Annotated in this window: 27 protein-coding genes, 1 pseudogene and 2 riboswitches; of the genes and pseudogenes, 6 read left to right on the top strand and 22 right to left on the bottom strand. The window is 39.2% G+C overall.

Going from position 1 to position 25,458, the window contains the following annotated elements:
- The first annotated feature begins 9 nt into the window (after nt 1-9).
- The 3 genes from ytrH to IEX94_RS00535 all read left to right on the top strand — a co-directional run bounded on the left by ytrH (nt 10) and on the right by IEX94_RS00535 (nt 1,304).
- Nucleotides 10-342 carry a sporulation membrane protein YtrH gene (ytrH, locus tag IEX94_RS00545; RefSeq protein WP_188855594.1) on the top strand — a complete coding sequence of 111 codons (333 nt, stop codon included), beginning with the start codon at nt 10-12 and terminating at the stop codon, nt 340-342.
- Nucleotides 343-834 carry a sporulation membrane protein YtrI gene (gene ytrI / locus IEX94_RS00540; RefSeq protein ID WP_188855593.1) on the top strand — a complete coding sequence of 164 codons (492 nt, stop codon included), beginning with the start codon at nt 343-345 and terminating at the stop codon, nt 832-834.
- Nucleotides 835-1,103: 269 nt separating this feature from the next.
- On the top strand, nt 1,104-1,304 hold the full coding sequence (locus IEX94_RS00535; RefSeq protein ID WP_188855592.1) for a YtzJ family protein: 201 nt from the start codon (nt 1,104-1,106) through the stop codon (nt 1,302-1,304).
- A 23-nt stretch (nt 1,305-1,327) separates the two neighbouring features.
- Here the strand turns inward: IEX94_RS00535 and IEX94_RS00530 are convergent, their stop codons facing one another.
- Nucleotides 1,328-2,275: a DHH family phosphoesterase gene (locus IEX94_RS00530; protein ID WP_188855591.1), complete on the bottom strand. Its 948-nt coding sequence runs from the start codon at nt 2,273-2,275 to the stop codon at nt 1,328-1,330.
- Between the two features lie 156 nt (nt 2,276-2,431).
- On the opposite strand from IEX94_RS00530, the gene IEX94_RS00525 reads away from it, so the two are divergent.
- Nucleotides 2,432-2,728, top strand: a complete 297-nt coding sequence (locus IEX94_RS00525; RefSeq protein WP_156857706.1) for a YtpI family protein — start codon at nt 2,432-2,434, stop codon at nt 2,726-2,728.
- 150 nt (nt 2,729-2,878) lie between these two features.
- Here the strand turns inward: IEX94_RS00525 and IEX94_RS00520 are convergent, their stop codons facing one another.
- From IEX94_RS00520 to IEX94_RS00440, 17 genes and pseudogenes are all read right to left on the bottom strand, one after another.
- On the bottom strand, nt 2,879-4,186 hold the full coding sequence (locus IEX94_RS00520; RefSeq protein WP_188855590.1) for a DRTGG domain-containing protein: 1,308 nt from the start codon (nt 4,184-4,186) through the stop codon (nt 2,879-2,881).
- Between the two features lie 68 nt (nt 4,187-4,254).
- A complete protein-coding gene (locus IEX94_RS00515; protein WP_188855589.1) occupies nt 4,255-4,482 on the bottom strand; it encodes a hypothetical protein in 228 nt (75 codons plus the stop codon).
- A 280-nt stretch (nt 4,483-4,762) separates the two neighbouring features.
- Nucleotides 4,763-4,897 (bottom strand): annotated as a pseudogene (locus IEX94_RS20200) (diguanylate cyclase domain-containing protein); the annotation flags it as partial.
- Nucleotides 4,898-4,915: 18 nt separating this feature from the next.
- Nucleotides 4,916-6,307 (bottom strand): sensor domain-containing protein, encoded by a 1,392-nt coding sequence (locus tag IEX94_RS00505; protein WP_188855588.1) that lies wholly within the window; start codon nt 6,305-6,307, stop codon nt 4,916-4,918.
- A 119-nt stretch (nt 6,308-6,426) separates the two neighbouring features.
- Nucleotides 6,427-7,890 (bottom strand): collagen-binding domain-containing protein, encoded by a 1,464-nt coding sequence (locus tag IEX94_RS00500; RefSeq protein WP_188855587.1) that lies wholly within the window; start codon nt 7,888-7,890, stop codon nt 6,427-6,429.
- Nucleotides 7,891-7,925: 35 nt separating this feature from the next.
- Nucleotides 7,926-8,369 carry a PilW family protein gene (locus tag IEX94_RS00495; RefSeq protein WP_188855586.1) on the bottom strand — a complete coding sequence of 148 codons (444 nt, stop codon included), beginning with the start codon at nt 8,367-8,369 and terminating at the stop codon, nt 7,926-7,928.
- Nucleotides 8,366-9,346 (bottom strand): hypothetical protein, encoded by a 981-nt coding sequence (locus IEX94_RS00490; RefSeq protein ID WP_229782513.1) that lies wholly within the window; start codon nt 9,344-9,346, stop codon nt 8,366-8,368. The genes IEX94_RS00495 and IEX94_RS00490 overlap by 4 nt, the downstream gene beginning before the upstream one ends.
- The gene (locus IEX94_RS00485) at nt 9,318-9,947 is read right to left on the bottom strand and encodes a PilN domain-containing protein (RefSeq protein WP_188855584.1); all 630 of its coding nucleotides are present in this window, start codon (nt 9,945-9,947) and stop codon (nt 9,318-9,320) included. Before IEX94_RS00485 ends, IEX94_RS00490 begins: the two co-directional genes overlap by 29 nt.
- Nucleotides 9,931-10,953: a type IV pilus biogenesis protein PilM gene (gene pilM, locus IEX94_RS00480; RefSeq protein WP_188855583.1), complete on the bottom strand. Its 1,023-nt coding sequence runs from the start codon at nt 10,951-10,953 to the stop codon at nt 9,931-9,933. The genes IEX94_RS00485 and pilM overlap by 17 nt, the downstream gene beginning before the upstream one ends.
- Before the next feature lie 187 nt (nt 10,954-11,140).
- Nucleotides 11,141-11,572, bottom strand: a complete 432-nt coding sequence (locus IEX94_RS00475) for a prepilin-type N-terminal cleavage/methylation domain-containing protein (protein ID WP_188855582.1) — start codon at nt 11,570-11,572, stop codon at nt 11,141-11,143.
- Between the two features lie 104 nt (nt 11,573-11,676).
- Complete coding sequence (locus IEX94_RS00470; RefSeq protein ID WP_188855581.1) at nt 11,677-12,888, bottom strand: type II secretion system F family protein; 1,212 nt, start codon at nt 12,886-12,888, stop codon at nt 11,677-11,679.
- Nucleotides 12,888-13,931 carry a type IV pilus twitching motility protein PilT gene (locus IEX94_RS00465; protein WP_188855580.1) on the bottom strand — a complete coding sequence of 348 codons (1,044 nt, stop codon included), beginning with the start codon at nt 13,929-13,931 and terminating at the stop codon, nt 12,888-12,890. The genes IEX94_RS00470 and IEX94_RS00465 overlap by 1 nt, the downstream gene beginning before the upstream one ends.
- Nucleotides 13,932-13,942: 11 nt before the next feature.
- Complete coding sequence (locus IEX94_RS00460) at nt 13,943-15,598, bottom strand: GspE/PulE family protein (protein ID WP_188855579.1); 1,656 nt, start codon at nt 15,596-15,598, stop codon at nt 13,943-13,945.
- Nucleotides 15,599-15,600: 2 nt separating this feature from the next.
- Nucleotides 15,601-16,995: a VanW family protein gene (locus IEX94_RS00455; protein ID WP_229782512.1), complete on the bottom strand. Its 1,395-nt coding sequence runs from the start codon at nt 16,993-16,995 to the stop codon at nt 15,601-15,603.
- A gap of 249 nt (nt 16,996-17,244) precedes the next feature.
- Nucleotides 17,245-17,328, bottom strand: a riboswitch (cyclic di-GMP riboswitch).
- 144 nt (nt 17,329-17,472) lie between these two features.
- Nucleotides 17,473-17,557, bottom strand: a riboswitch (cyclic di-GMP riboswitch).
- Between the two features lie 90 nt (nt 17,558-17,647).
- The gene (locus IEX94_RS00450; protein WP_188855577.1) at nt 17,648-18,403 is read right to left on the bottom strand and encodes a prepilin peptidase; all 756 of its coding nucleotides are present in this window, start codon (nt 18,401-18,403) and stop codon (nt 17,648-17,650) included.
- A 183-nt stretch (nt 18,404-18,586) separates the two neighbouring features.
- On the bottom strand, nt 18,587-19,267 hold the full coding sequence (locus IEX94_RS00445; protein ID WP_188855576.1) for a metal-dependent hydrolase: 681 nt from the start codon (nt 19,265-19,267) through the stop codon (nt 18,587-18,589).
- 125 nt (nt 19,268-19,392) lie between these two features.
- Nucleotides 19,393-20,079 carry a PspA/IM30 family protein gene (locus tag IEX94_RS00440; RefSeq protein ID WP_188855575.1) on the bottom strand — a complete coding sequence of 229 codons (687 nt, stop codon included), beginning with the start codon at nt 20,077-20,079 and terminating at the stop codon, nt 19,393-19,395.
- A gap of 181 nt (nt 20,080-20,260) precedes the next feature.
- Here IEX94_RS00440 and IEX94_RS00435 point away from each other — a divergent pair, with 181 nt between their 5' ends.
- Nucleotides 20,261-21,358, top strand: coding sequence for a M24 family metallopeptidase (locus IEX94_RS00435; RefSeq protein WP_229782511.1), 1,098 nt, complete (start codon nt 20,261-20,263; stop codon nt 21,356-21,358).
- 56 nt (nt 21,359-21,414) lie between these two features.
- On the opposite strand, the gene IEX94_RS00430 is transcribed toward IEX94_RS00435, so the two are convergent.
- A complete protein-coding gene (locus IEX94_RS00430; protein WP_188855573.1) occupies nt 21,415-21,570 on the bottom strand; it encodes a hypothetical protein in 156 nt (51 codons plus the stop codon).
- Between the two features lie 125 nt (nt 21,571-21,695).
- On the opposite strand from IEX94_RS00430, the gene IEX94_RS00425 reads away from it, so the two are divergent.
- Nucleotides 21,696-22,124 carry a universal stress protein gene (locus tag IEX94_RS00425; protein WP_188855572.1) on the top strand — a complete coding sequence of 143 codons (429 nt, stop codon included), beginning with the start codon at nt 21,696-21,698 and terminating at the stop codon, nt 22,122-22,124.
- Between the two features lie 418 nt (nt 22,125-22,542).
- Here the strand turns inward: IEX94_RS00425 and IEX94_RS00420 are convergent, their stop codons facing one another.
- The 3 genes from IEX94_RS00420 to tpx form a co-directional block, all read right to left on the bottom strand.
- The gene (locus IEX94_RS00420) at nt 22,543-23,730 is read right to left on the bottom strand and encodes an acetate kinase (RefSeq protein WP_188855571.1); all 1,188 of its coding nucleotides are present in this window, start codon (nt 23,728-23,730) and stop codon (nt 22,543-22,545) included.
- A gap of 23 nt (nt 23,731-23,753) precedes the next feature.
- Complete coding sequence (locus IEX94_RS00415) at nt 23,754-24,737, bottom strand: class I SAM-dependent methyltransferase (protein ID WP_188855570.1); 984 nt, start codon at nt 24,735-24,737, stop codon at nt 23,754-23,756.
- Nucleotides 24,738-24,814: 77 nt separating this feature from the next.
- The gene (gene tpx, locus IEX94_RS00410) at nt 24,815-25,315 is read right to left on the bottom strand and encodes a thiol peroxidase (RefSeq protein WP_188855569.1); all 501 of its coding nucleotides are present in this window, start codon (nt 25,313-25,315) and stop codon (nt 24,815-24,817) included.
- Nucleotides 25,316-25,458: the final 143 nt, after the last annotated feature.

Raw genomic sequence — 25,458 nt, 5'->3', positions numbered from 1 at the left:
AAGCGCATCATGGAGGAACGGTTTTTCGCAGCATTTATCCATTGTTTTTTCATCGCACTTGGCGTAATCCTTGGCGGTTCGGTTATCGGGAGTATCGGCGACTTTGCAACCGGGGAAGCCCCGTTATCATCCATGACAAGAATCGCGGACCGGCTGCGTATTTGGGCGATTGTAGCAGCAATCGGTGGAACGTTCGATGCGATTGCGAATGTAGAGAGAGGTTTACTCGACGGTTCAACTTTTGACCTAGTGAAACAGGTTCTCCTCATCATCTCGGCAATGGGAGGAGTAAAGGTTGGCATTACAATTATTGAATGGCTTACCGAGAAAGGGATGTCGTAAATGCACTTCCCCCCTTATTATAAACGCCCAGAATGGCAACGATTCTTCATCGGTGTTCTTGTCGGCGGCTTTATTAGTTATTTCGTTTTAATTTATATGTACGGTGTCATGTATGAAGACTTACTAGCAGAGAATTATCGGCTAGGCGAGGAAATCATCGACTTAAGGCAACAGAATAAAGTATTGCTTGAAAGCCAGGAAGATCAAGACACCGAACTAGCGATAGAAGAAATTGAAATTACGATTTCCAATCCGGATGTGTTGAAAAATGACAGCTTGCTCGTCTCCCAGCTGAAAACGTTAATCAAGGAAGAAATCAGCCACCTAATTGGCACTGATATTCTTATCGTATCTTCTAATGAAGAATTGCTCATCTCGGCAATTGAGAACAAGGCGTTTACAATAGATAATGTCACGTACCATTTCTCCATTACCCGCTTAATCTTTGCCCCGAAGCTAGGAATCGTTGCTGACGCTAGAATAGCGAATTGAACATTTTTCGAGAAGAAAAGGAACCTATTTGTCAAAAGCCCATAGGATGGAATGATAAAGTGAAACTCATTTAGTGGGGGTGTGCCCCCCACTGAATGTTAGTTAAACAGAATCAGGGATTTACGGACTGTTTATCCCCACCTTGACATTTTGAGTTCCCTCATGTTTAGATGTAGGGATATTACAGACCGTTAATACGTGATAAAGTGAAACTCATTCAGTCGGAGGGATTACAGACCGTTAATACGTGGTAAAGGAGGATAAGCGCAATGGTCATACCTACAAAGTCATTATTAAATCAAAAAATTGAACAGTTGAAAAACGGGGAAAATGCATTTGCTGAATCCCCAGAACTTATTCGGTTACTCGAACGGGATGTTGCAAAGGAAAATTTGAATGTAGTGTTTGATAAGACTCCTGCTGGCTGTTGGATTATCCCCCAGCGTGAGGATCCAAAGAATTGGGAATAACCCAGACGGTAAAGAAGTCTGGGTTATTTCGAATAATTTTTACAAGCTTCATCTAGATCATGGATGACCCGATCAGCATCTTCCCAATTATAAATGGTTGCACCAGACGCCATCGGATGCCCTCCACCTTCATACTTAGCTGCGATATCATTAATAATCGGTCCTTTCGAACGGAGACGAACCCGAATCAATTCATCTTCTTCAACAAAAATGACCCATGCTTTAATCCCTTTTACATCTCCGAAGACTTGAACAAGCTGCCCAGTCTCATCTGGTGAAACTTGGAACGCTTCAAGCAACTCCTTCGTTAATTTCACAGCACAAAGGCCTGAATCATACATTTCAAATTCTTTTAAAATATATCCTCTCAAGCGGAGAATATGCGTCTCTACACTATAGAGATTCTCATATAATTCCGAGCGGTTGAAATGATACGTCACGAGTTCCGCAGCATATTGGAATGTTTTCTTCGTCGTACTCGGAAAAAGGAATCTGCCCGTATCTCCGACAATCCCTGCATATAGCAGTCGCGCTCCTTCATCATTTAAAACAAGCCCATCCTCTTTCCCTGACTCGTATAACGCATAAATCATCTCACTCGTTGAACTTGCTGTTGTATCTACCCACTGAATATCACCATAATGGTCAACATTCGGATGATGATCGATTTTTATTATTTTTTTCCCTTTCACGTACCGCCCGTCATCAACTCGCGGTGTATTCGCTGTGTCACAAACAATAACAAGTGCCCCTTCATATGTCGCATCGAGAATAGTATCCATTTTCACAAGATAGTCGAATTCAGGATCATTTTCCCCAACGATATAAACCTCTTTCTCCGGGAAAGAAGATTGAATGATTTCTTTCAACCCCGCCTGCGAACCTAAAGCATCCGGATCCGGTCGAACATGCCGGTGGATAATTATCGTGTCATTTTGTTTAATTTCTTTAATAATTGCTTGCTTCTCCATACTACAACTCCAATCTTATTTTAGAAAATAACCATCTTATTAAGCATTCTTCTCTCTTTTAATCGGAACGAACTGGCATTATAAATGAAAACAAGTTAAAATAGACTTGTGATCGCAATGTATGGTTTCATAGAATACATATATAGGAGAGATTGAATGATTATATTCCCTATCGGTATTGTTATTTCCATTGTCTTATATGTTTATTATAAGGTTGCAATTGTGAAAAGCAAAGATATCTTAACGCAGAAATATTTTAATGGAAGATCCCGCCTCTGTCTCGGTGCTTTCATTCTTCTTTTCGGTATCAACCAATATTTCTTTTACGAAAGTGTACTTTCCATAATTATCGGAATCGTCTTCGCCATCTTGGGCGGTATGCAAATTGTCCGTGGATATAACGAATCGAAACATTACAAGAATGAATATCGCAGACTCCATCCATCTGAATGAAAAGTGCACCCAACAAGTGGGTGCATTTTTCATCCAGGAATTTATTTAATTAAGATGCTATGGTTAACCTAAAGTTGCCTGGATTAGCCACGTCCGGTCTGCACCCGGCATACCGGCTTACTGCTTGAGTAAGCTTCTTAAGGCAGTGTTCTATCGATTGATTAGTTGAGCCATCAATAGTCCTTTACCAATTAATATACGATCATCATATACTTCAACATCAATCTTCGCATACAACCGGCCGATTTCAAGGATTTTTGGGTGGATACTTAAATCACTATCGATTTGTACCGGCTTGGTAAAGTAAACCGTTATATTTTCAATGGAAAGATCTGCTTTCCGAGTATCCATCAATAGTCGGCTGCTCGCTTCAATAATTAGCGCGGTAAATACACCATGACCTAATGTACCGAGATGATTCGTCATCTGTGGGACAACCTTTGAAATAAACACATGGGGATTATCTTCACTAGCGACGATATTACTATTAATAATATCACTGATCGTCTCCCCAACTTGCGGCTGCCGCTGAATCTGCTGCATCGCCTTTAACACATCCTGCCGTGATACAACACCGGTCAATTCCCTTGATTCATCCACTACAGGCAATAGCTCAATACCTTCCCAGACCATCGTATGGGATGCTGAAGCAAGTGATGTCTTGGACTGGACAACATGGGGTTTCTTACTCATCAATTTATTAATCCCCAAGTTCTCGTCTTGGCCAACAATATCTTTAGACGAAACCATACCGACAACTTGCTTTTTGCTATCAATAACAGGGAAACGTGTATGCGTTGACTCTTTATTCAGCTTATACCAATCTTTCACTTTGTCACTCGTTTTAAGATAAAATGTTTCTTCCAATGGTGTCGCAATATCTCCAACAAAAATAATTTCTTTCTTAATGAGCTGGTCATATATTGCTCGGTTGATCATCGATGCTACGGTAAACGTATCATAGCTTGTTGAGATGATTGGTAAATCCGTTTCATCCGCAAGCCTTTTATTCTTCTCGTCTGTATCAAATCCTCCAGTTATTAACACAGCCGCTCCAGCTTTTAGCGCACTATAATGCGCTTCCACCCGGTTCCCGATAATAAGTAAGGAACCTGCGTCGGTATAACGCATCATATCCTCCAGCTGCATGGCACCGATTATAAACTTACTAAGTGTTTTATGCAGCCCTTCCCTGCCACCTAAAACTTGTCCATCAATTATATTAACAACCTCTGCAAACGTCAGTCGCTCGAAATTTTCTTTTTTCTTCTTTTCAATACGGATAGTTCCTACCCGCTCAATCGTGCTTACGAGTCCTTGATTTTCCGCTTCTTTAATTGCCCGATATGCGGTTCCATCACTAACATCCAGATCTTTCGCTATTTGACGTACGGAGATTTTCTGGCCAACTTCCAACGATAAAATGTGTTGTAAAATCATTTCGTGCTTTGTAGCCATTGTTAACACCGCCTCATCTGTACTATACCAAAGTTTTAATTCAATTATACAGTTTAAGGCGTAATAACTCAATGTTTGTCACGAACTTTGTTTTCCTCTACTGTCTGTTCCATTACTGGTGGTTGTATCATTTGTAAAAGATTTGCAAAATTAGCTCCAACTACTGCAAGAAAGAACAACAGCCACATCGCCCAGAAAGTCATCTCAAGGGTTGATGTCGCTTGTGGGATTTTCGGCCAGGCAAAATAAAGCATGAAACCTGCAAGCAGAAGTCGGAGGATTGGTTGGTTTTTCATGTGTGGCTCCTCCTTTCGTTGCTATTAGTTTATGAGGTTTAAGGAATTAAAAGAACAGAAGCAAGACGATACTCAAAAATCAATTTTGCTCCGGAGATATCTTCATTTTTAACACCCATTGGCTGGTTAAAGTCTATTTTAGTCTTTTGACTCTTAAAATAAATTAGTTTATAGTATAGCAAATCAGCTGTTTAAGGAAGAAGGTGTAAGATTGAAAATTGATAAACCGCATGACAAATCTCAAATCAACTTCTTCAAAAAACCACTCCCATCCAGTGCATCAACTCACATATGGTCGTGGCTTATGATATTGTCCGAATGAGTCATTAACCAATTTGAAATGCTCCAGATCAACCATTAAGAATCCTGTCTGAACATCACTTTCACGCAGTGCCTTAGATAGATTTCTTTCAAATGCAGCACGGTTAAGTTATCATGGAATGCGACTTTCATTCTCCAGTAAGTTTCGTTCCAATAATCTTTCTTCCATTTCCGGATTGAAAAGTAAGAACCCATTTCTTCCTTTTTCCTTAGCGGCATAAAGAGCAATGTCCGCCCGTCTCAACAAATCTTTCGCCTCTATTCCATCTGAGGGAAAGACTGAGATACCGATACTGCAAGAAAAATTAAGTAAGCTTCCTTCAACTTCTACAGGGTTTTTAAAGCTATCATTCATTCTTGTAGCAACGGCTTTCGCATCCTTGATATTCAATAGGTTCGGCATTAAAATGATAAATTCATCTCCACCTAGACGCGCGATATAATCAGATGACCTCAGGTAATTTCTAGCGCGCTTTGCAACTTCTATCAATGCCAAATCTCCGAATTCGTGTCCATGCGTATCATTTATATCTTTGAAATTATCAATATCAACCATCATAACGCCAAGTTGCGTCTGATTCCGTTTAGCTTGTTCAACTTCTTGATGCAGCGTGTCTATTAAAGACCGCCGATTTGGCAAATTCGTTAATGCATCATGATAAGCCAAATGATAAATCTTTTTCTCATTCCTTTTCCTTTCTGTAATATCTCGAATAACCAAGACCAAACTAACAACATTACCAGCCTCATCAAGAATCGGGTTAATCTTTGTTTCTGTTTCGATAAAATTTTTCTTCTTATTATGTATACGAAACTCCAATTGTAGTGCATTATTTTTTTGTGTAATTACATTTTCTATTGTTTTGATAACATACTTTATGTCTTCCTTATAAACCCACTCAAAAAAATTACTAGACTCTAGCTCCTCTGACAGATCAATTTCCAGGAATTTCTTATATGATGGAGATACATACATTAAATTCCCATCTTTGTCGATCTTAGCTATTAAATCAGATAAATTCTCTGTGATGAGTCGATATTTTTCCTCGCTTTTTCTTAATGCTTCCTCCATCTTTTTCCGGGAAGTGATATTATAACGGATGGTTATATATTGATATGCTTTACCTCGCTTATTCAGAAACGGAACAATCGTTGTGTCTACCCAGTAATAGGAACCATCTTTCGCGCGGTTTTTTATCTCGCCATTCCATATGTTACCGGTCTCTATCGTTGCCCACATTTGTTCGAAATAAGCCCTCGGATGATGGCCAGAATTTAAAATTCGATGATCCTGTCCAAGCAGTTCTTCTCGCTCATATTTCGATATTTCACAAAATAAATCGTTAGCATGCAGAATCTCCCCGCGCTGATTAGTTATCGCAACGACGGAAGATTTGTCTAGAGCAAATTTAACATCCAATAATTTTTTTAGAATATGTTCCGTTTGGTTATTATCTTCTCTAGCTTCGTTTTCGATGTTTGTTTCCTCATTACTTTTATCCATTTTTATCACCACGAAATAGTATGATTTTATGCTGCCTGCCACCCCTAAACCTTCAGCGCCTTTCGAAGTTCAAAAACGGGAGGAGCTTTAGACTTCTAATTAAAATAATTCCTCCCTCATTATTTTTCTATATCAACTTCAACTAGCGATTCGATGCTCGTTATACTACCGGTACCTCCTGAACCGCCTTCTACCGGATTTAAATTTCCCGGATCTGGATAATCGTGATTTTTCTCCAAGTTAGCCCCACCATTGCTAGTAAAAGAATTTGCAATTATGCTTCCTTTTATTTTTGCTCCGCCCATAAGTAATACATCCGCATTTGGTGCTAGAATGAGTTGTGAAATTGTATTATTCCCGCCAGTCATTTTGAGGGAATTTCCACCAGTAAAGATATTACCTTGAAACCCAGATCCACCAGTAAGCGTAATATCTGCATCTCTTAAATAGAGTGATCCAAATATTTTTTGGTCACCCGCTATATTTATTGCGGGAGACCCTGAATAGAATATATTGATCATATTTATATCCGTCTTTCCATTACGGTTGATCCCTTTAATTGAACTTCCACCATTTATTTCAAACGTATCTTCTATTAAAATCCGCAGACCCGCTCCCTTAACATTTATATAGCCTTCACCAATTTTGAAATTTTTTACGACCAAATCTTTAACATGGTCGCCAGTATCGATTTCTAAATAACCATCAACTGTCAGATTATTAATCTCCATTTTTTCTACATTTCTCAGATTTAGTAAATAAGGAGAATTTTTATCCCATGCTTTCGTTGTAAGATTTTCGGTATTTTTTTCATTGACGGAAAATATTGGGTATGGTGGTAACTCTGGATAATATTCCATGTCAATACAAGGGGTAGCGTTTGGGAACTGGTCATCTGGCATCCAATCCGGCTTGTTGACGGCGTCCTTTTCAGAACCAGGAGGTACACAGATGACACCATTTTCCATACGTGCTCCTCCACTAACTTCAACCGTATTTGCACCTTCTTTCAGTGTACCTATGCTTCCGGTTATACTTGCTCCTCCTTCCATCCGAATATTTTCTTTTACGAATAAAGCAAAATCCGGAATCTGAATGGATGTTCCACTATCGTTCCAAGTAACATTAAATTCTTGAGTTAACTTACGTTGTTGATTGCCCAAATTCCCAGTTGATGTTAAAATGTACGATCTTGTATCTCCTAAACTTTCATTTTCATCGATAGTCACAATTGAATAAAGGGGAGCTGATTCAGAAGTCGTTTGTTCAAAATCTTCATATCTATTATCTATCTTGCTGAATGTGCTATTCAGTTTTTGAAAATATGCTTCTCGCGATTCTTCGCTATCCATTTCATTAATGATACTTTTAATTTCCTCCATCTTTACCGTGATTCCGGCTTCAGCAATATAATAAACCGCTTGATCATTCCGTTCTGAGTTGGAGGTTTTTACCGCATTCATCGAAATACTTATAATACTAAGCCCAAGTATGGAGATCATTGTGATAATCAAGATCACTGTAATTAACATATAACCAGATTCTTTTTGATTAAGATGCTTATTCCATATATTTCCTTTCATATGGATCCACCTTTTCGTTTTTTATTGTCTAAGGGTTACTTCCTCTTTATTAATTCTGTTTTAATCGTTTTTCCTGATCTATCCTCAATTTCAATCATGTACATATCATTTTCAACAGTCACCAAAAATTCTGTAATGCCCCTTACAAGTGGGCTTGCATTTTTATACAATGTAGTATCGGTAAGATAGTATTCATTTATAGTGGAACCAGATAATTTACTTAATGTAAACCGTAACTTTTTAATATTATTTTCCTCAACTAGTTCAATCTTCTCAGCTCTTCGAAAGTCTTTCGTGATCACTTTCGCCGCATAAGTCACATTAAAAATCGATTCAGATTCATCACTTTGAACGATATGTTGCTTCTGCACGCCCACTAGGACGCTTGAGATAAGGAATATTAAAATCGAACTAATTGTAAAAACCGCCAGTAACTCGATCAGTGTTAAACCTTTTTCATTTGCCAATTGTTTTCTCACGGTTCACTCTGCTCCCACAACACTATATTTTGCATCATCGCCTGAAGAGAATCATCTGACTTTTGATAGACCATAACGACAACATGGTACAAGTCATCGTCCTGCTTATTTTTTATTTTAATTTCCGTATAAAACTCAGGATAGGAGTCGTGCCCTGTATGTAAAAAATGCACCCAATCATTCGCTTCATACGTGTAGGTATATCCTAAATCTGCAAATGCTGCCTCATAATTTTTAAATGAGAGACTTTTGGAATATACATTTTCCAGTTGCATTTGAGCAAGATAGGTGGCATCAATAACTGCTTTTGAAGTCCGGTTTTGATTGGCTGATTGATTAAACACTGCTTCACTTTCTGCTGGTTTATCAAATTCTAAACTTGGCACAACTATGATCCGCTCTTGATTCTCGATTTCTTTTAAAAAAAGTTGGAAATGTTCGTAGTCTGGAGATTGAATATCCATTGTTACGATGATAGGTTCGAGTCCGATTGGCATTTCTTCCAGCTCTAATAGAAGTTCTGTTTCTTCTACCTCTAGAATCTCACCCGACTCATCGGCAGAGTCCATTTCTATATCTGTGGCTTCTTCTGATTCTTCTTCACCGGTTGAGTCACGGTCTGGTAAGTCGCCTTGATATTCAAAAAACATTTCATCTATGCCACTGTTACTTATCAACTCTATTTCGTTAAGTGTTAATAGAAACTCATCAAGTTCAGGTGAAGCAGGTAATTCATTCATTAACCGCAGTTGTTCTAAATCTTTGTTGCTTTTTTCTGCGCTTTCCGATATTGTGTCTATCTCTTCTTCAAGGACCACAACTTCATCCTTTAATCCCTTTTCCTGGCTCTCCACTTGTTGTAAATCAGCTGCAAGCGGACGATAAAGGAAGAAATAAACAGAAAATATAAGAATGAATAGGAGCGCTAAGAGAAGTAAAAAAGTGTTTCTATTCTCCTGAAATAGCTGTTTCATCATTTTCTCCCTTTCTTACTAAACTCTGATGATCCACTTGCATCGAATAACGCGCGGCGTAGCGTGGAATGAATTCATATCGTTCCTCAACAGCATTTATTTCTTCCTCATCATCTTCCTCCTCATAAAGAGGAAGGGATAATACTTCTTCAATAATCACTTCTTCTAAAAGATCTGATTCAGTCAAATCGGCAACATAGATAGAAGCAGCCGGGATGGTTTCAAATTGAGTTTCAATCATTATTGAATGGTAATCGAACTCAAATCTGCTTAAATAGGCGTGGTCTGGTAATAATGTAATAAATTCATCAACTAGCTTTGAAGTTGGTAGTTGATAACTCTCCGCGTATGCAAGGGCATCTGTGAGCGTTGTTGTTTCGTTTTCTGTATCAAGTGAACTTAATCTCGTTTCCAAAATTGTCTTTTCTTTATTTAAAGCAGCAACACGCGCTTCGGCATCCTCTAAATCACTGCTTGTTTTAAAATAAAAGTATATGAGCAGGCCGCTAGCAAGCACTATTAAGATTAGTCCTATAAAAAATAAGCTATAAAGTCTCGATTCGGCTCGCTCGGATTTTGGAAGTAAATTAACCTCTGGAAGCATCTGAACTACCTCCCCGTAAAGCTAGGCCCAATGCCGGGATAAAGGCAGGACTCATTTTTTCGTTTGACTTTTCCAATTTGTGCCCCTTTATGTAATCAATCGTTAATTCTTCATATCGGTTCGTTATTTTCTTGTAAACAGCTTCTAAATCAGGATAATCCCCTAAGAGCACAAGATCTGTCACCATCTTTTTTCCTTTATGTAAAGAGAAACGATAGAAGTTCATAATCCTTTCTAATTCGTTCACTTGGTCCTCAACGAATCCTTTAATCCTTTCCTCACTTTCCATATAAGTCCAGATAATTGAACCCGTATGCTCGTCATAATGATGTTTAGCTAAATTCACATCTAGCGCCTGATAACGTAAAAATTCTAGTTCATTTCCACTAAAAACACCAAGATGTATCGAGTTGATGTTAAACTCAACTAGCATATAACTATGGTTTTCATAGATGGGATTCATATGGTGGAAATAGCGATAATCTCCTAAAATACCTACATCTGCTGCAATCGGCTTTAAAGATACGTCAATGAATACTTCTGTAAACTTCCTGATTTCTTCACCAGGCACCGCAAAAAAAGTCACATGTTGTGTTTCATTTTCTTGTTCATCTACTTCCCTGTTTAAATCAGCAAGATCAATAATGGGATTTGGAAATGGAAGATGAATACTTGTGCCAATTTCCATTTCAATATAATTTAAAATTTCATTTTTCCCATTTAAACTTGCCGGGACATCTACCTGGCGCATGATCACAAGTGAATCCGGTATATTAAATTGAATTTGTCGGTTTTTTATTTTTAACTCTTTGACTAGCTCTTTCATAAAAGAATAAAACTCAATTTCATTTATTATTTTTCCATGTTCAATCAATCCAGATGGTAAGGCTCTTTCTATGAACATTTTGATAGAAGAAAGATCGTTTCCAGTCGTTTCAACTATCCGGATGACATAATCTTCAATGGTAATGTTTAATATTTTTTTTGATTTTTTAAATGAAAGCATGTTACAACACCTTTCTAGAACTCTGATGGCCACTTCAAAAACAAGAATAGATGGCAATTCTTTTCACCATACCACCATAACTAAATGATGACATCGTGGAAGGAATTACTTGACGGCATGATTTAAATTCCCAGCGCTATTGGCACTGAGAATTTAAATCTAATAACCATTCTTAATTATCTGAAGCCTACTTACATGCATCTCTACCCTTTGAAGCCAAATCTTTTTTCGATTGCTCGGTAAATTTACAGTTTTTGTGTTCTGATGATATTTTTATTTCATCACTTTCATCATTTTTTTTGATTGTAAAATTATACGTATTGTTATCGCTTTCCCAAGGATCAATCAATTCATCCTCCAATGTATCTAGTCCTGTTGCGTTAGTAGTACCTTCAATCTTCCCACCGCTAGCTTCATACAACTCAGCCGCACTTATCACCTGCTGTGCATTTGCCACATGCGCATCCTTCTTCGAGTTTTCAATTACATTACCAATGGCTACAAATGCAATAAGTCCGACGATCGCTAAAACTACTACGACAGCTAATAACTCAACAAGTGTCAATCCTCGTTCGTCCTTCTTAAATTTTTCTAGAAATCTTTTTACTGCGTCTCTCATTTTTCTTCCCCCTAAGTTTTAATATGCGTTTAATTATCTATACATCTTTTACAACCGATGATAAGCTTTTATGTAAACAATCACCTCCTTAAAAATCTGGTTCTCTACAGTTGCTCATAAACTGAGAACATCGGCATCATGATCGCAATTACAATAAACCCTACAACTCCAGCCAAGAGAACAATCATCAATGGTTCAATCATCGACTTTAACGTATCGACGGTTCGCTCGACATCTTCCTCGAAAAAGTCCGCTACTTTCCCAAGCATGAAATCGAGCTGACCTGTTTGTTCGCCAATCGCAATCATTTGACCAACGAGTGGTGGGAATACCCAACTTTTAAGTATCGGTTCGGAGAGGGGCTTCCCTTCTTCTAAATTTGCATGGGCTTCTTGAATGACCTTTTGAATAACCGGGTTCGCCACAATTTTTTCGACTATCTTTAAAGCTTGTAATATTGGGACAGAGCTTGCGAATAATGATGCAAGCGTTCGTGTCATTTGGGCAATAACGGATTTTTGTATTAACTTTCCAAATACCGGCAATTTTAGTAAGCCAACATAAATGGTGTATTGGAATTGTCTGCTATTCTTAAAAGTCACCATAAAAGCTGTAACAGTTAACACAAGCAGGATAAGTAGCACATACCAAAAGTCAACAAGAAAATCACTGATCGACATAACCATCACAGTCATGAACGGTAACTCAGCACCAAACGATTCAAATGTAGTTACGAATTGCGGGACGATATAAATCATCAGGAAAATAACGACTGCAATAATAACTACTAATAAAACCGCCGGATAACTAAGGGTCGATTTCACTTTCTTCATCAACGCATTTTGTTTTTCATAATGGTTAGCCAAGCGATCGAGTGTCGCATCCATTTCACCGGAAGCCTCGCCTGCCCGAACCATATTAATAAATAATGGAGGAAATGCTTTCGGGTGTCTTGCAGCTGCTTCGGAAAAAGATCGACCTTCCTTTATTTCTACTTCAATTATCCCTAAAGCTTTTTGAAGTCCCTTGCTTTCAGTCTGCTGGGCTAATATTTTCACGGCGTCAACAATAGATATTCCAGCACGAATGAGCGTTGCAAATTGTCTCGCAAAAATGACAAAATCCTCACTCTTTACTCTGTCACCAACAATGGAAATATCCTTATTTAAAAGTGTAGCTTTTGTTTCTGTTAACTCTCTTGGACGTATTCCTTTTTCACGAAGCAATTGGATTGCTTGATTTTTTGTCGCGCTCTCGATTGTTCCTTTTTTGAGTGCGCCTTTTTCCGTTCTGCCGATATATTTATACATAGCCATTAATGATCACCTGTACTGTTTGCATAAACTTCAATATAATTCGGATGGATCTTCCCGCTTGCCGCTAGCTGATTCAAAGAAGCCTCAATGGTGTGCATTCCTGCTCCCCGACTCGTCTGTATCACATTTGGCACTTGCTCAATCTTTTCATTACGAATTAGATTGGCAATCGAAGGCAGATTCACTAATACCTCTGTTGCGGCCACTCTGCCGGTACCATCGAGGGTTGGGATGAGCCGCTGGGATAAAATACCGACGAGTACCATCGATAATTGGGTCCGTACTTGATCTTGCTGATAAGGCGGAATGACATCAATAATCCGATTAATTGTTTGGACGGCACTGCTCGTATGTAATGTGGCAAGTATGAGATGTCCGGTCTCTGCTGCAGTAATTGCAGTTGAGATCGTTTCCAAATCTCGCATCTCGCCTACTAGAATGACATCCGGGTCTTGTCGTAGCGCTGCTCTTAACCCGCTTGAAAAGTCACTTGTATCTGCTCCGATTTCACGTTGGTTAACGATTGATCGCTGGTGATGGTGTTCATATTCTATCGGATCTTCCAGCGTGATAATATGCTTTGTTTCTTTTCCGTTGATGTAATCGATCATCGCTGCAAGTGTCGTCGTCTTCCCTGATCCGGTCGGACCGGTGACAAGGAACAGTCCTTGGGGTTTCTCCGCAAACTTTTCTAAAATCGGAGGCATATTCAACTCCCGGAGAGAGGCTATTTCACTCGGGATAACCCGGAAAACGATACTCACGGTATCTCTTTGACGAAACATATTTACCCGAAAACGACTAACTCCTTCTAACTGATAGGCAAAATCTAACTCTCCGGATGCTACAAATCGCCTCCATTTCGTTTCATCCACGATTACCTTTGCAATTTGCTCGGTATCTTCGTTCGAAAGGGTTACATTACCTGCTGGTTGCAATTTGCCGTTTATTCGCAGAATCGGAGGTGAGCCTGCAGTAATATGTAAGTCGGATGCCTTTTTTTCATATGCTATCTTTAATAATTCCTTAATATCCACTTGCATTTACCCTCCTCCTAATTCAGTGATGCAACGCGGAATACTTCCTCTGTTGTTGTGAGTCCTTGTGCTACATTTGCCAATCCATCTTCCAATAAAAATCTCATACCGGATTCCTGTACATAATGCTGGATTTCCATAAAGCTTGATGCTTTCATGATTAATTCCTTAATATAGTCATCGATCGGAAGCACTTCATGAATAGCCAACCTCCCTCGGTAACCTGTCATTCCACAGCTGGAGCAACCAGTCCCCCGTTGAATCGTTTCAATTTCAATATTTGCCTTACGCATAATTTCAATTTCCCTGCTCGACGGTGCCTGAGACTTTGCACAGTCCCGACATACTTTACGTACTAAGCGTTGCGCAACAACACCAGTTAAGGAAGATGAAATTAGAAACGGTTCGATTCCCATATCTATTAATCTTGTTAAAGCGGCTGTCGCACTATTCGTGTGTAATGTGCTTAGTACTAAATGTCCTGTTAATGAAGCGCGAATTGCGATTTCTGCCGTCTCCTGGTCACGGATTTCCCCAATCATAATAATATCCGGATCTTGTCTCAGAATGGACCGGAGACCGCTCGCGAATGTCATTCCAACCTCTTCCTTCACCTGTACCTGATTAATGCCTTGCAGCTGATACTCCACTGGATCTTCAATTGTAATGATGTTCACTTCTTCCTGATTTAGGTGATTGAGTGCTGCATATAGTGTAGATGATTTCCCGGAACCAGTTGGCCCTGTAACAAGCACAATGCCGTTTGGTTTTTCAATCATAGAAGTAAAGGTTGCTAGATTCGCTGATGAAAATCCGATTTTTTCCAACTGCCCTAGTGAACTGCTAATATCAAGAATACGCATAACAATCTTTTCTCCGTAAACGGAAGGCAAACTCGAAATCCGGATATCAATCGGTTTATAGTTGACATGCATTTTTATACGGCCGTCCTGGGGTAACCGGCTTTCTGTGATATTTAGATTTCCCATGATTTTAATCCGGGCGATTAACGTATTTTGCATATACTTTGGCAAAGAACGTTCTGTCTTCAACATGCCATCAACCCGGTAACGAACGGTCACTTCTGCTTCTTGCGGGTCGAAATGAATATCACTCGCCCGCTGCGCCACCGCATTTGCAATGATTTGGTTCACCATGCGAACGATTGGTGCGTCTTCATCCGTAATTCCCGCATCCTCGATATCCTCTTCAGGAGAGAAATCATCAAGGACCTGTTCGATGGATTCCTGTAAATCGTAATGTTTCGTTATCATCCTGAATAATGCGTCTTTCGTTGCAATACCTGGCATGATTTGAAGACCGGTTGCCATTCGCATCTCTTCAATCGCGAAATAATCCAATGGATCCGACATCGCGACAAAAAGTTTATTACCGTCTTTACGAAATGGCAGGACTTGATAGCGTTTTGCAAGATCTCTCGGTATTAGTTGAATCACTTCTTGATCGACTGGATACTGCAAAATATTTATATGTGGAATTCCGAGCTGGAATTCTAGCACTTCGATTAATTGCTGTTCTGTAATAAAACCTTCTCGTAATAGAGCATCTCCGAGCTTTTCATCCTCGTTTTTACTCTTCAATGTTGTCGCTAGCTGTTCCTCTGTTATTAATGCTGATTCTACTAAAAGGTCCCCTAAACGTTTTCGTATCATGATTACTGCACCTCTTCTCTAGAGGAATCTACTTCCATTTCCTTTTCCGATTCCTCTTCCGGTTCTAACCATTCAGCAGGAAACTCCTCATCTGTTCGTAGTTCTTCTTCGATAATTGCGGGGTTCTCATTTTCACTAAGCGTTTCCAATACATAAAGCATAATGAGCAACTTCCAGAAATCTTTCTCTGGTAAAAACTCTACTATCTCTTCATTTTGGTCAGTCTCTTCACAAAAACTTGGATCTTCTGCACAATTTTGGAGAATGGAACGAACTTTTGAATCTAATAGATTTTTCACTATGTCTTCATTTTCGAAGGGAGTTTCAAATTGCTCGTCTTCAACCGTGGAAGCTTCATCAATCTCATCTGTTTCGTGCTTTATCGCCACTTCAATAATTTGATGTATTGGGGGATAAAAATCTCGTGATATTAACTCCTTATTTGCCTCCATCGTATTGTTCATCCGGTAAACTTCTACATGTTTTCCAGCCTTACCTTCTTGTAGAACATTCTCCGCTCCTGGTTTAAGCTCAGGATTATAACGATAAATTGTCCGGTAAGCGATTTCTCTTTCATTTTCAATTGAATAAGAATAATTCAAGTCGGCATTCGGTGCAGTTAAAGCTAACTCAACTTCCTCTCCGCTTAAACCAGCTTCAATTGTGAAACTGTAATTATTCGTATGGTAAAATTTCAAATCCAAGTTCTCTTCTCCGTCCACAGTCGCTTCAAGTCCTGTTTCGAGATAGCTGGCAGGAGATTGTCGGGCATGGCGTTCAAGAATTTCAAGATCCGTCTGCAGGGCCAATGCGTATAGACCGGAAGCGAGGAAGCTAAGTTCTTCTTCTGAATCTGCAACTTCAGAAGGCAACACCACCACATCTAAAAATGAAAAAAGGTTATTTGGTTCGATTAATTGGCCATCTAAAATTTCTACCGCATATTCAACCGTTGGAGCGGAATGAGTATTAGGAATTTTGAGTTTAATTATTGCAATTTGCTCCTGTTCCCCATCCCAATCCTCCGTATATGTAAGCGTGATCGATTGAGCTGTTAAATGTTTTGCTTGCTGAGTTGCATAAGTAAGCGTCTGTTCAACATCCGTGTACTCCGGAAAATCAATCATATCAACTGCTTCTGCGGATGGTTCAACAATCAATTCTTGCTTTATATTTTTTTGTTTCATAAAAAAGCTCGACCAATGACGTTGCATTTTTTCTTCTAATTGCTGAAAAGTTTTATCTAAGTCAAAAACAAAGAGATCTCGAGATATTTCGATCGTTTCATAGTCATTTTTAGCAATTAAAGGTGAACCATTCTTCCACGTTTCAATCTTTTCTTCAAGCACCTGTCTAGCTTCTTTTATGGATTGACCTTCTATCTCTATTCCACCCACTGTAGTCCCTTCCGAAATTTTAGCAGCAGCGGCTTCTTTAGGTATGTAAAACAAAGTTATGAAGAGAAAAGAAATCAATAATATACTCATTTGTTTCCTAGCAAAATACATATCAATTCTCACCGCCTTTAAAATATAGATACTTTTTAACTAGTCATATACAGCCGATATCTACAGGCCTGAATTGCGCCTTTATACCTAATTAGGGTATTTTAGACAAAATAAAAGCCTTCATAATACTTAACGTACATAATGAAGGCCGGTTGCGCCACTAGCTCCACATGATTCAAGGCGCCCAAAATAGAATCATGTTTCAACACTCTCTTATATGATTTATTTAATTTAAACTTATATTAATTATTATGAAGAATTATGTCAAGATAGAATTCGTATCCAATTTAAAGGACTATTAACCCATCCAATTATACCTGTTTTGCTAATTTAGCAAAAAATAATAGCCTTCATAATACTCAACGTAATAATGAAGACCGGTTGCGCCACTAGCTCCATACGATTCAAGGCGCCCAATGCAGAATCGTACTTCAACACTCTCTTATATCGTTTATTTAATTTAACCTTATATTAACAAGGACGGTTAATTGTGTCAATCTAAAACTTTGGAACTTGTAATTTATTGTTGAAGTTTTGTGAACTAAGTATATAGACCCATATAAAGTCGAATAATCCTTTCCCCGTAAAAATAAGCAATCAAAGCTCCCAACACAATATACGGACCAAAAGGAATCGGTTGTTTTCGCTTCACAATCTTTAAAGCAATCAATAAGCTTCCAACAATCGCTCCAATCAGACAGGCCAAAAAGAAAGCGAGCAGCACATTATGTAAGCCTAAAACAATCCCAAGTACACCAAATAACTTCATATCCCCTGCTCCCATTCCTCCCCTAGTAACTAAAATAATCAACGCTAGTAATACAGTAGCAACAACTGCTCCTGCAATCGGTGACCACCAAGGTTCAAGTGGCGCAATAAAGCGCAAAATAATAAACAGTGGAAGAAAAAACAGCAAAATTTTATTTTGAATGATCATATAATGGATATCTGAGACGAAGATAATCATCAGCATCGAGACGAGTAATAGTGCGGTTATGAGCTCTACGTTCAATCCGATCATTAGGTAACTAAGTACAAACAAAGCACCGGTAAGAGTCTCTACAACAGGATAAATTAAGGATATCTTTTCCTTACAATTCCGGCACTTTCCTCGTTGTACTAGATACGAAATAATTGGGATTAGTTCATACCACGTCAAGGTTTTCTTACATTTCGGACAGTAAGACCGATCATTAACGAAGGTTTCACTTTTTGGTGAGCGAATCCCTACCACATTAAAAAACGACCCGAAAGTCGCACCAAACAGAAAAAATATAATTGATAAGAATAACTCCATTGCATGCACTCCCCTAAATCATAAAAAATAAACCTTTATACCTGTGATTATAGCACCAATAAATAGAAATAGTTAGCTTAATTTGGTAAACTTTAGCAAAAAACATAAAAACCATAAAAAAAAGACTATATAAACGCATTTTGAGCATTTATATAGTCTTTTCACCCGCTATTTTTTAAATGTTTACAGTTCTATAGATTCTCCAACCTTCAAGGCTCGTCCTTCTCCAGTTTTCACCTTGCTTGCCCAAGCGTCCGCGTCTTGTTCAATCACCGGGAACGTATTGTAATGGACTGGCACACTTACTTTTGCATTGATCCAATCCGCTGCAATAAGTGCATCCTCCGGGCCCATCGTAAAGTTATCACCGATTGGAATAAATGCAACTTCAATATCATTCATTTCACCGTACATTTTTAAGTCGGTAAATAGTGCTGTATCTCCAACATGATAAATTGTTTTCCCGTTTGCGGTGAATAGAATTCCACCTGGCATTCCGCCATAAATGATAGAACCATCATCGTCAGTGTAAGACGAACCGTGGAATGCTTGGGTAAATTTCACCTTACCGAAGTCAAATTCCCGGGATCCACCGATATGCATAGGATGGGTTTCAATTCCTTTTGTCCCTAAGTATACGGCGAGTTCATTCGGGGCAACGACTAATGCTCCCGTCCGTTTAGCAATTTCAAGCGTGTCCCCTACATGATCGTTATGCGCGTGAGTTAGTAAAATAGCATCTGCTTCTACAGTATTCGGATCTAAGTCACAAGCTTCATTTCCCGTAATAAATGGATCGATTAATAGCGTATGTTTTCCTGTTTCAACTTTAACGACGGAATGACCATGATAAGATACTTTCATTTACTATCTCTCCCTTTTAGAAAAAATTCTATCTATACTAAAATTAAAACATACTGTCTAAAGAATGTTAAGCGATAACAAGTTATCCATAAGAAAAGCACCGCATTAAACGGTGCTTCTATTCCTTATTCACCTTTTTCGCTGTCGCCCTTACCCATTTTCTGCTTCAGCGCTGCAAGTTCATCATCTACATCATTCGTAACTAAATCCCTGAAATCATCATCCAAAGTACGGCTTGCTTGAGAAAGGTCTTCGGACGTTTCTGCTTCCGCTTCGAAACGTAATACTTTCTCTTCCATACGCTCAAATCCTTGACGGGAATCATCACTGCTGATGGATGACATTGTACGATTCATTTTTGTTCTTGTTTTCGCAGATTCCGCACGGGCTTTTAGGGAATCCTTCTTCAATCGCATTTCATTATATTCCCGCTTCATTTCGTCAAGCTTATCACGTAGAGACTCTACATCTGCTTGGGCTTTTTCCCAAGACTCGGTGAGCGTTGCGAGTGTTCCTTCATGCTCCCGTCTATCCTGAAGTGCACGACGGGCCAAGTCGTCATTCCCCGCTTCTACTGCTTTTTCCGCTTGTTCCTGACGACGGTCCACTAATGCTTGTGTATCATTTACTTTCCGCTTTAACATCTTTTCGTTTGCAATCTGCTTGGCAACAGCTTGCTCCGCTTCTCTGATATCTTCTCCCATATCACGCAGGAACTGATCGAGCATTTTAACCGGATCCTCTGCCCGGTCAATCATCGCATTCAGTTCTGAACTTACTACCGTCTTCATTCGCTTGAAAAATTGAAACATATAATCTCCTCCTTGAAATATTGTTAAAATTGAATAGCCAAATTGGGTCAACATCCATATGGAACTGTTTGCTTATTAATACGAGTTTGGAATAAAAAAGGTTTCAAGAAAAATATAAAATGCTAAAAATAATTCAGAGTGCTATACTAGATAGTAATATATGTTACTTGAGGTGATTTACTTGAATACACGCATAGAAGAATTGATAAAAGAACTAAAACGGAATAACTTTGATAGTGCTTTGGTAACTTCTACAGCTAACTTCTATTATTTAAGCAATTATTACACGGATCCCCATGAGCGGGTCATTGCAGTATATGTCAGTGAAACAATCGACCCAATAATCGTTGTTCCTGCCATGGAAGTAGAAGACGCGAAAGCTGCTGGCTGGAACGATACGATCATCGGTTATCATGACCATGAAAACCCTTGGCAGTTATTAAATGATTTCCTCCGCGGGCAGGAAAAATTACCGGCATCGATGGCCATCGAGCATAACCATTTCACGTTGGAACGATACAATAATCTGACGTCTTGCTTCCAAAATGTAGAATTCTTCGATTTGGAAAACATACTTGCTGATATTCGGGTTATTAAAAGTAAAAAAGAATATACACTGTTGAAGCAAGCGGCACAATTTGCCGATCTCGCCATTAAAACGGGTGTAGAAGCTATTACAGAGGGTGCTACAGAACTGGATATCATCGCTTTAATTGAATATGAAATGAAAAAGCAAGGTATCCAGGAGATGTCATTTACTACGACATGCCTCTCCGGTGCGAAAACCGCTTCCCCTCACGGAACACCTGGTCAGAAGAAAATAACTGCAGGTGACATGGTCTTATTCGACCTCGGCGTTATTTTTGATGGATATTGTTCAGACATTACACGTACGGTTGCTTATAAGTCCGTTACACCGGAGCAAGAAGAAATATATCAGACGGTGCTCCAAGCAAATGAAAAAGCTATTGAAGCTTCGAAGCTCGGGACGCCAGTAAATAAAGTCGATCAAGCAGCACGTGAATATATTGAATCGAAAGGATACGGTAAATATTTCAATCACCGGGTTGGTCACGGACTCGGAATTGAAGTCCATGAATATCCTTCGATGAGCAGTGATAATACGCTCGCTTTGAGAGAAGGAATGTGCTTCACCATCGAACCGGGGATCTATATTCCAGGTACTGGCGGTGTTCGTATTGAAGATATGATGTTCATGACGAAAAACGGTGCCGAGATATTAACAGCATACCCGAAAAATTTACAGATTATCGATTAAAGAAAAAGCACTGGGGGATCCAGTGCTTTTTCTTTAATTTTTAAATTTATCCATACTTATCTGCTTTTATTATTGAAATGGTGTATTCCCCGGTTGTTTTCGAGCTGGTCTTCGATGACACCACTTTGGTAACTTTCATTCAACTGGTTCTTGACCGCTTCGATACCTTTTGGATCGGTGTACAGCTTCGGATGTTTATTTTTTTTATCCAAAAAGATCACCTCCTTACTGCTAGCTTGCCCAAAAGAATGTAACAATGTTGTAATTTTTATTGGCAATTATTGATTGTGTCGTTACGAGAAAGGGTATATAATTAAAGTAGAGAGGAGAGATAACTATGAAATATCAAAATATTGTAATCGCTGTAGATGGTTCTGAAGCTGCTGAGAAAGCATTCAAGAAAGCAATCAAAATCGCTAAAAACAATGATGCACGCCTTGTTATCGCACACGTTATCGATTCCCGCACTTTTGCAACAGCTGAGGCATATGACCGTACACTTTCTGAGCGTGCTGAGGAATATGCGAAGGAATTATTGGATAATTACATTGAAACAGCGAGAAATGAAGGGCTTACTGATTTAGTAAGATGTATCGAATACGGCTCTCCAAAAGTAAAAGTCCCGCGTGATATTGCAGAGAATTTCAAAGCAGATTTAATCATCTGCGGCGCTACAGGAATGAACGCGGTCGAACGTTTCCTCATCGGTAGCGTTTCAGAAAGCATCACAAGACATGCAAAATGTGACGTATTAGTGATTAGGTAATTTAACAAAGGCGTAAGCGCCCTTGCAGGTTAAAAACGCGACGTCCTGTCGCAACACCTGCACTAGCACATCCTGTGCGTCGTAGCAACGTACAAACTGGAGCACTCCGGAATGAGATAAAGGAAACATGCCCCTTTAGGGGTATGCCGTTGTTGAGCTTTAGCCCGAATTTAACCGGCCCTCCTTTAGTTTTGAGTTGATGTGGACTTATCGATTGGAGGAGTGTGAAGTTTGATAGTTGCTGGGCGCTGGAGCCGGACATGGCTAGCCCTGGATACTTAAGTTATCACAACATTTTTATTTTATAGTTTCTTATATTAAAAAAACAAAAGAAACAAAAACAGTATTTTCATTTTATAATTTCTTAAATGTAAAAAAATAGGGCGAAAGGATTTTCATATCCTCTCGTCCCATTTTTTTAGTTACTGCTTAATCTGATTGTATCACGGGCAATCATTACTTCTTCGTTCGTCGGTATTACGATTACTTTTACCGGGGAATGCGGGTAGTTGATGAACTGTTCTTTTCCACGTACATCATTCCGCTTTGGATCCCAGTAAACACCCATGAATTCAAGTCCTGTTAAGATCTTCTCTCTGATTGTATCACTGTTTTCCCCGACTCCTGCTGTAAAGATGATCGCGTCGACACCAGACATTTTCGCAGCATATGAACCAAGATATTTGTGGATACGTTCCGCAAAAACGGTAAGCGCAAGTGCTGCTCGTTCATTTGTCTCTGACTGCTCCTCAATATCACGTAAGTCACTGGAGAAGCCGGATAATGCTAGCATTCCACTTTCTTTATTTAAAACATTAATCACTTCATCCGCTGATTTCCCGGTTTTCTCCATAATATATGGGATCAATGCAGGATCAATATCTCCTGAGCGGGTTCCCATTGTCACACCTGCAAGTGGCGTGAATCCCATTGATGTATCAATCGACTCTCCACCTTGGATTGCAGTAACACTCGCTCCATTACCGATATGGCAAGAGATTAACCGCAAGCTTTCAAGTGGTGCACCGATTAATTCTGCTGCCCGTTCAGTTACATATTTATGGGATGTGCCATGGAATCCATATTTACGGATGCCGTAATCTGTATAATAATTCTCCGGCAAGCTATATAAATAAGATGATTTCGGCATTGTTTGATGGAAGGCCGTATCAAATACAGCAACCATCGGCACATTTGGTAAAATTTCCTTAAATGCACGGATCCCGGTTAAATTCGCCGGGTTATGCAGTGGTGCAAGTTCAGATACCTTTTCAATCGTTTCAATCACTTCATCTGTAATAAGTACAGAATCACTGAAATATTCTCCGCCATGCACAACACGGTGTCCGACCGCATCGATTTCATCATATGATTGGATAACTCCTTTTTTGATGAGCGCTTCTAAAAGCATTTTAACTGCAACTTCGTGATTTGCAATATCTTGAACCGTTTTGTCTTTTTTTCCATTGGCTTCTATTTGGAAAATAGAATCAGGCAAGCCGATTCTTTCGACAACTCCTATTGCAGATACTTTTTCTTCAGGCATCTCAATCAATTGAAATTTAAGAGATGAGCTTCCAGCGTTAATAGCCAATACGTTTTTCATACCATCACTCCACCATATAAAGTTTAATTTTTATAAGTTTGAAACCAACGATTTATTTGTCCAAGTATGTCTGCCATGGCATTATGACTGGTTAACGACGGCAGCTGTACTAATAACGGCTGCTTCGGACTATTAGTCTTTACCCCTTTTTTCTGAAGAACTAAAATGCTTTTTACATTCCGTGATGATTTGAAACTTGATTCCGGTAAACGGAGAAAACCGACAATATGTGCATGCTCTTTCAAATAGCGGTTCAATTGTTCGGATTGATCACTCTCAAATAGGAAATCAGGCACAACAAAAATAAGATATCCAGCTTCTTTCGTATATTTCATACTTTGCTCAATGAATAAATGATGAGCATAGGAATGCCCTTCTTCCGCTTTTAACTCATAATCTCCTGCCCGGATATTATCTGGATAAAATCCAACCGGGAGATCAGCAACGACCAAATCAACTGGATCGAGGAGTAATGGTGCGAGGCTGTCCTGATGGAAAAATTCAACTTCCTGCTGGAGAAGATTTGCGCTGCCCACTGCAAGCTGAATAAGCGTCGGATCCACTTCACTAGCATAAACTTTCAACTCTTGCTCTAATTGTTCCATGACGGTAAGGAGCAAATTCCCTGAACCACTTGCCGGATCAAAGAGACGAATTTTCTCTTTGTTCTTCATCAATTGACTTGCCAAATAAGCGACAATCATACCGATGGATTCTGGGGTCATCACATGCTGCTCCTGAACCGATCCTTTCATTCCGTTCAAGATTGCAAGCTGGATTGCTTTCTTCAAATCTTGCTTGGAATGATTGATATGCTTGAATTCATCTATTTTCTTGTCCAACTTTTTACGTAAAATATCATCAAAATCTTCATGCGGCGTTTCATAGAAAATAGTATCCATTGTTTCAGTGAGACTATTCAAATACGGCTCATCCACATGAGCTTGAATGATTTCGGTTGTCTCGTCGAACCATTCAAAGAGTTTCTCTACGGCTGACTTTTCCATTCCCTTCCTCCATACATGTATAGTATATATTTCACACGAAAAATCTCTCTCGGGCTCCCGCCAGAGAGAGATATCGATTAATTCGCTTGTTTCACAGCTTCTAAAGCAGCGTCATAGTCAGGATGGTTTGAAACTTCATCAACATATTCTACATAGGTCACTTTGTCGTTTGAATCGACAACAAAGATTGATCTTGCTAGTAAACGCAGTTCTTTAATCAAGACACCGTACTTCTCACCGAAGTCAGCATCTCGATGATCAGATAATGTGTCCAAGTTCTTAACACCTTCAGCAGCGCACCAGCGTGTTTGAGCGAAAGGCAAGTCCATGCTAATCGTTAACACGTGTACATTATCAAGCTTAGACGCTTCTTCATTAAATCGTTTCGTCTGATCAGAGCATACTCCTGTATCAATGGAAGGCACTACACTTATCAATTTGATTTTCCCTTTATAATCATCTAAGGAAACTTCTTTCAAATCATTAGCTAGAACTGTAAAGTTTGGTGCCTCGTCCCCAACTTTCACTTCTGTTCCTAATAAAGTTACTGGATCATTATGGAATGTAATTTGCTTCACTATTATCCTTCCTCCCAATTTAGTTCTCTTGTCTCTATTATGAATAATCCTCGTTCGCTTGTCCAATCTTTCACTTAGGAAAAAGCGATAAAAATTGTCGTTACCGTTTTCATTCCTTCCCACAGTGCAACCGTCCGTAAACC

Origin of the sequence: Oceanobacillus indicireducens (assembly GCF_014647195.1) — a bacterium.
Classification (GTDB): domain Bacteria; phylum Bacillota; class Bacilli; order Bacillales; family Amphibacillaceae; genus Oceanobacillus; species Oceanobacillus indicireducens.
The sequence above is the reverse complement of the archived record's forward strand: the minus strand, read 5'-3'. Positions and strand labels throughout refer to the sequence as shown.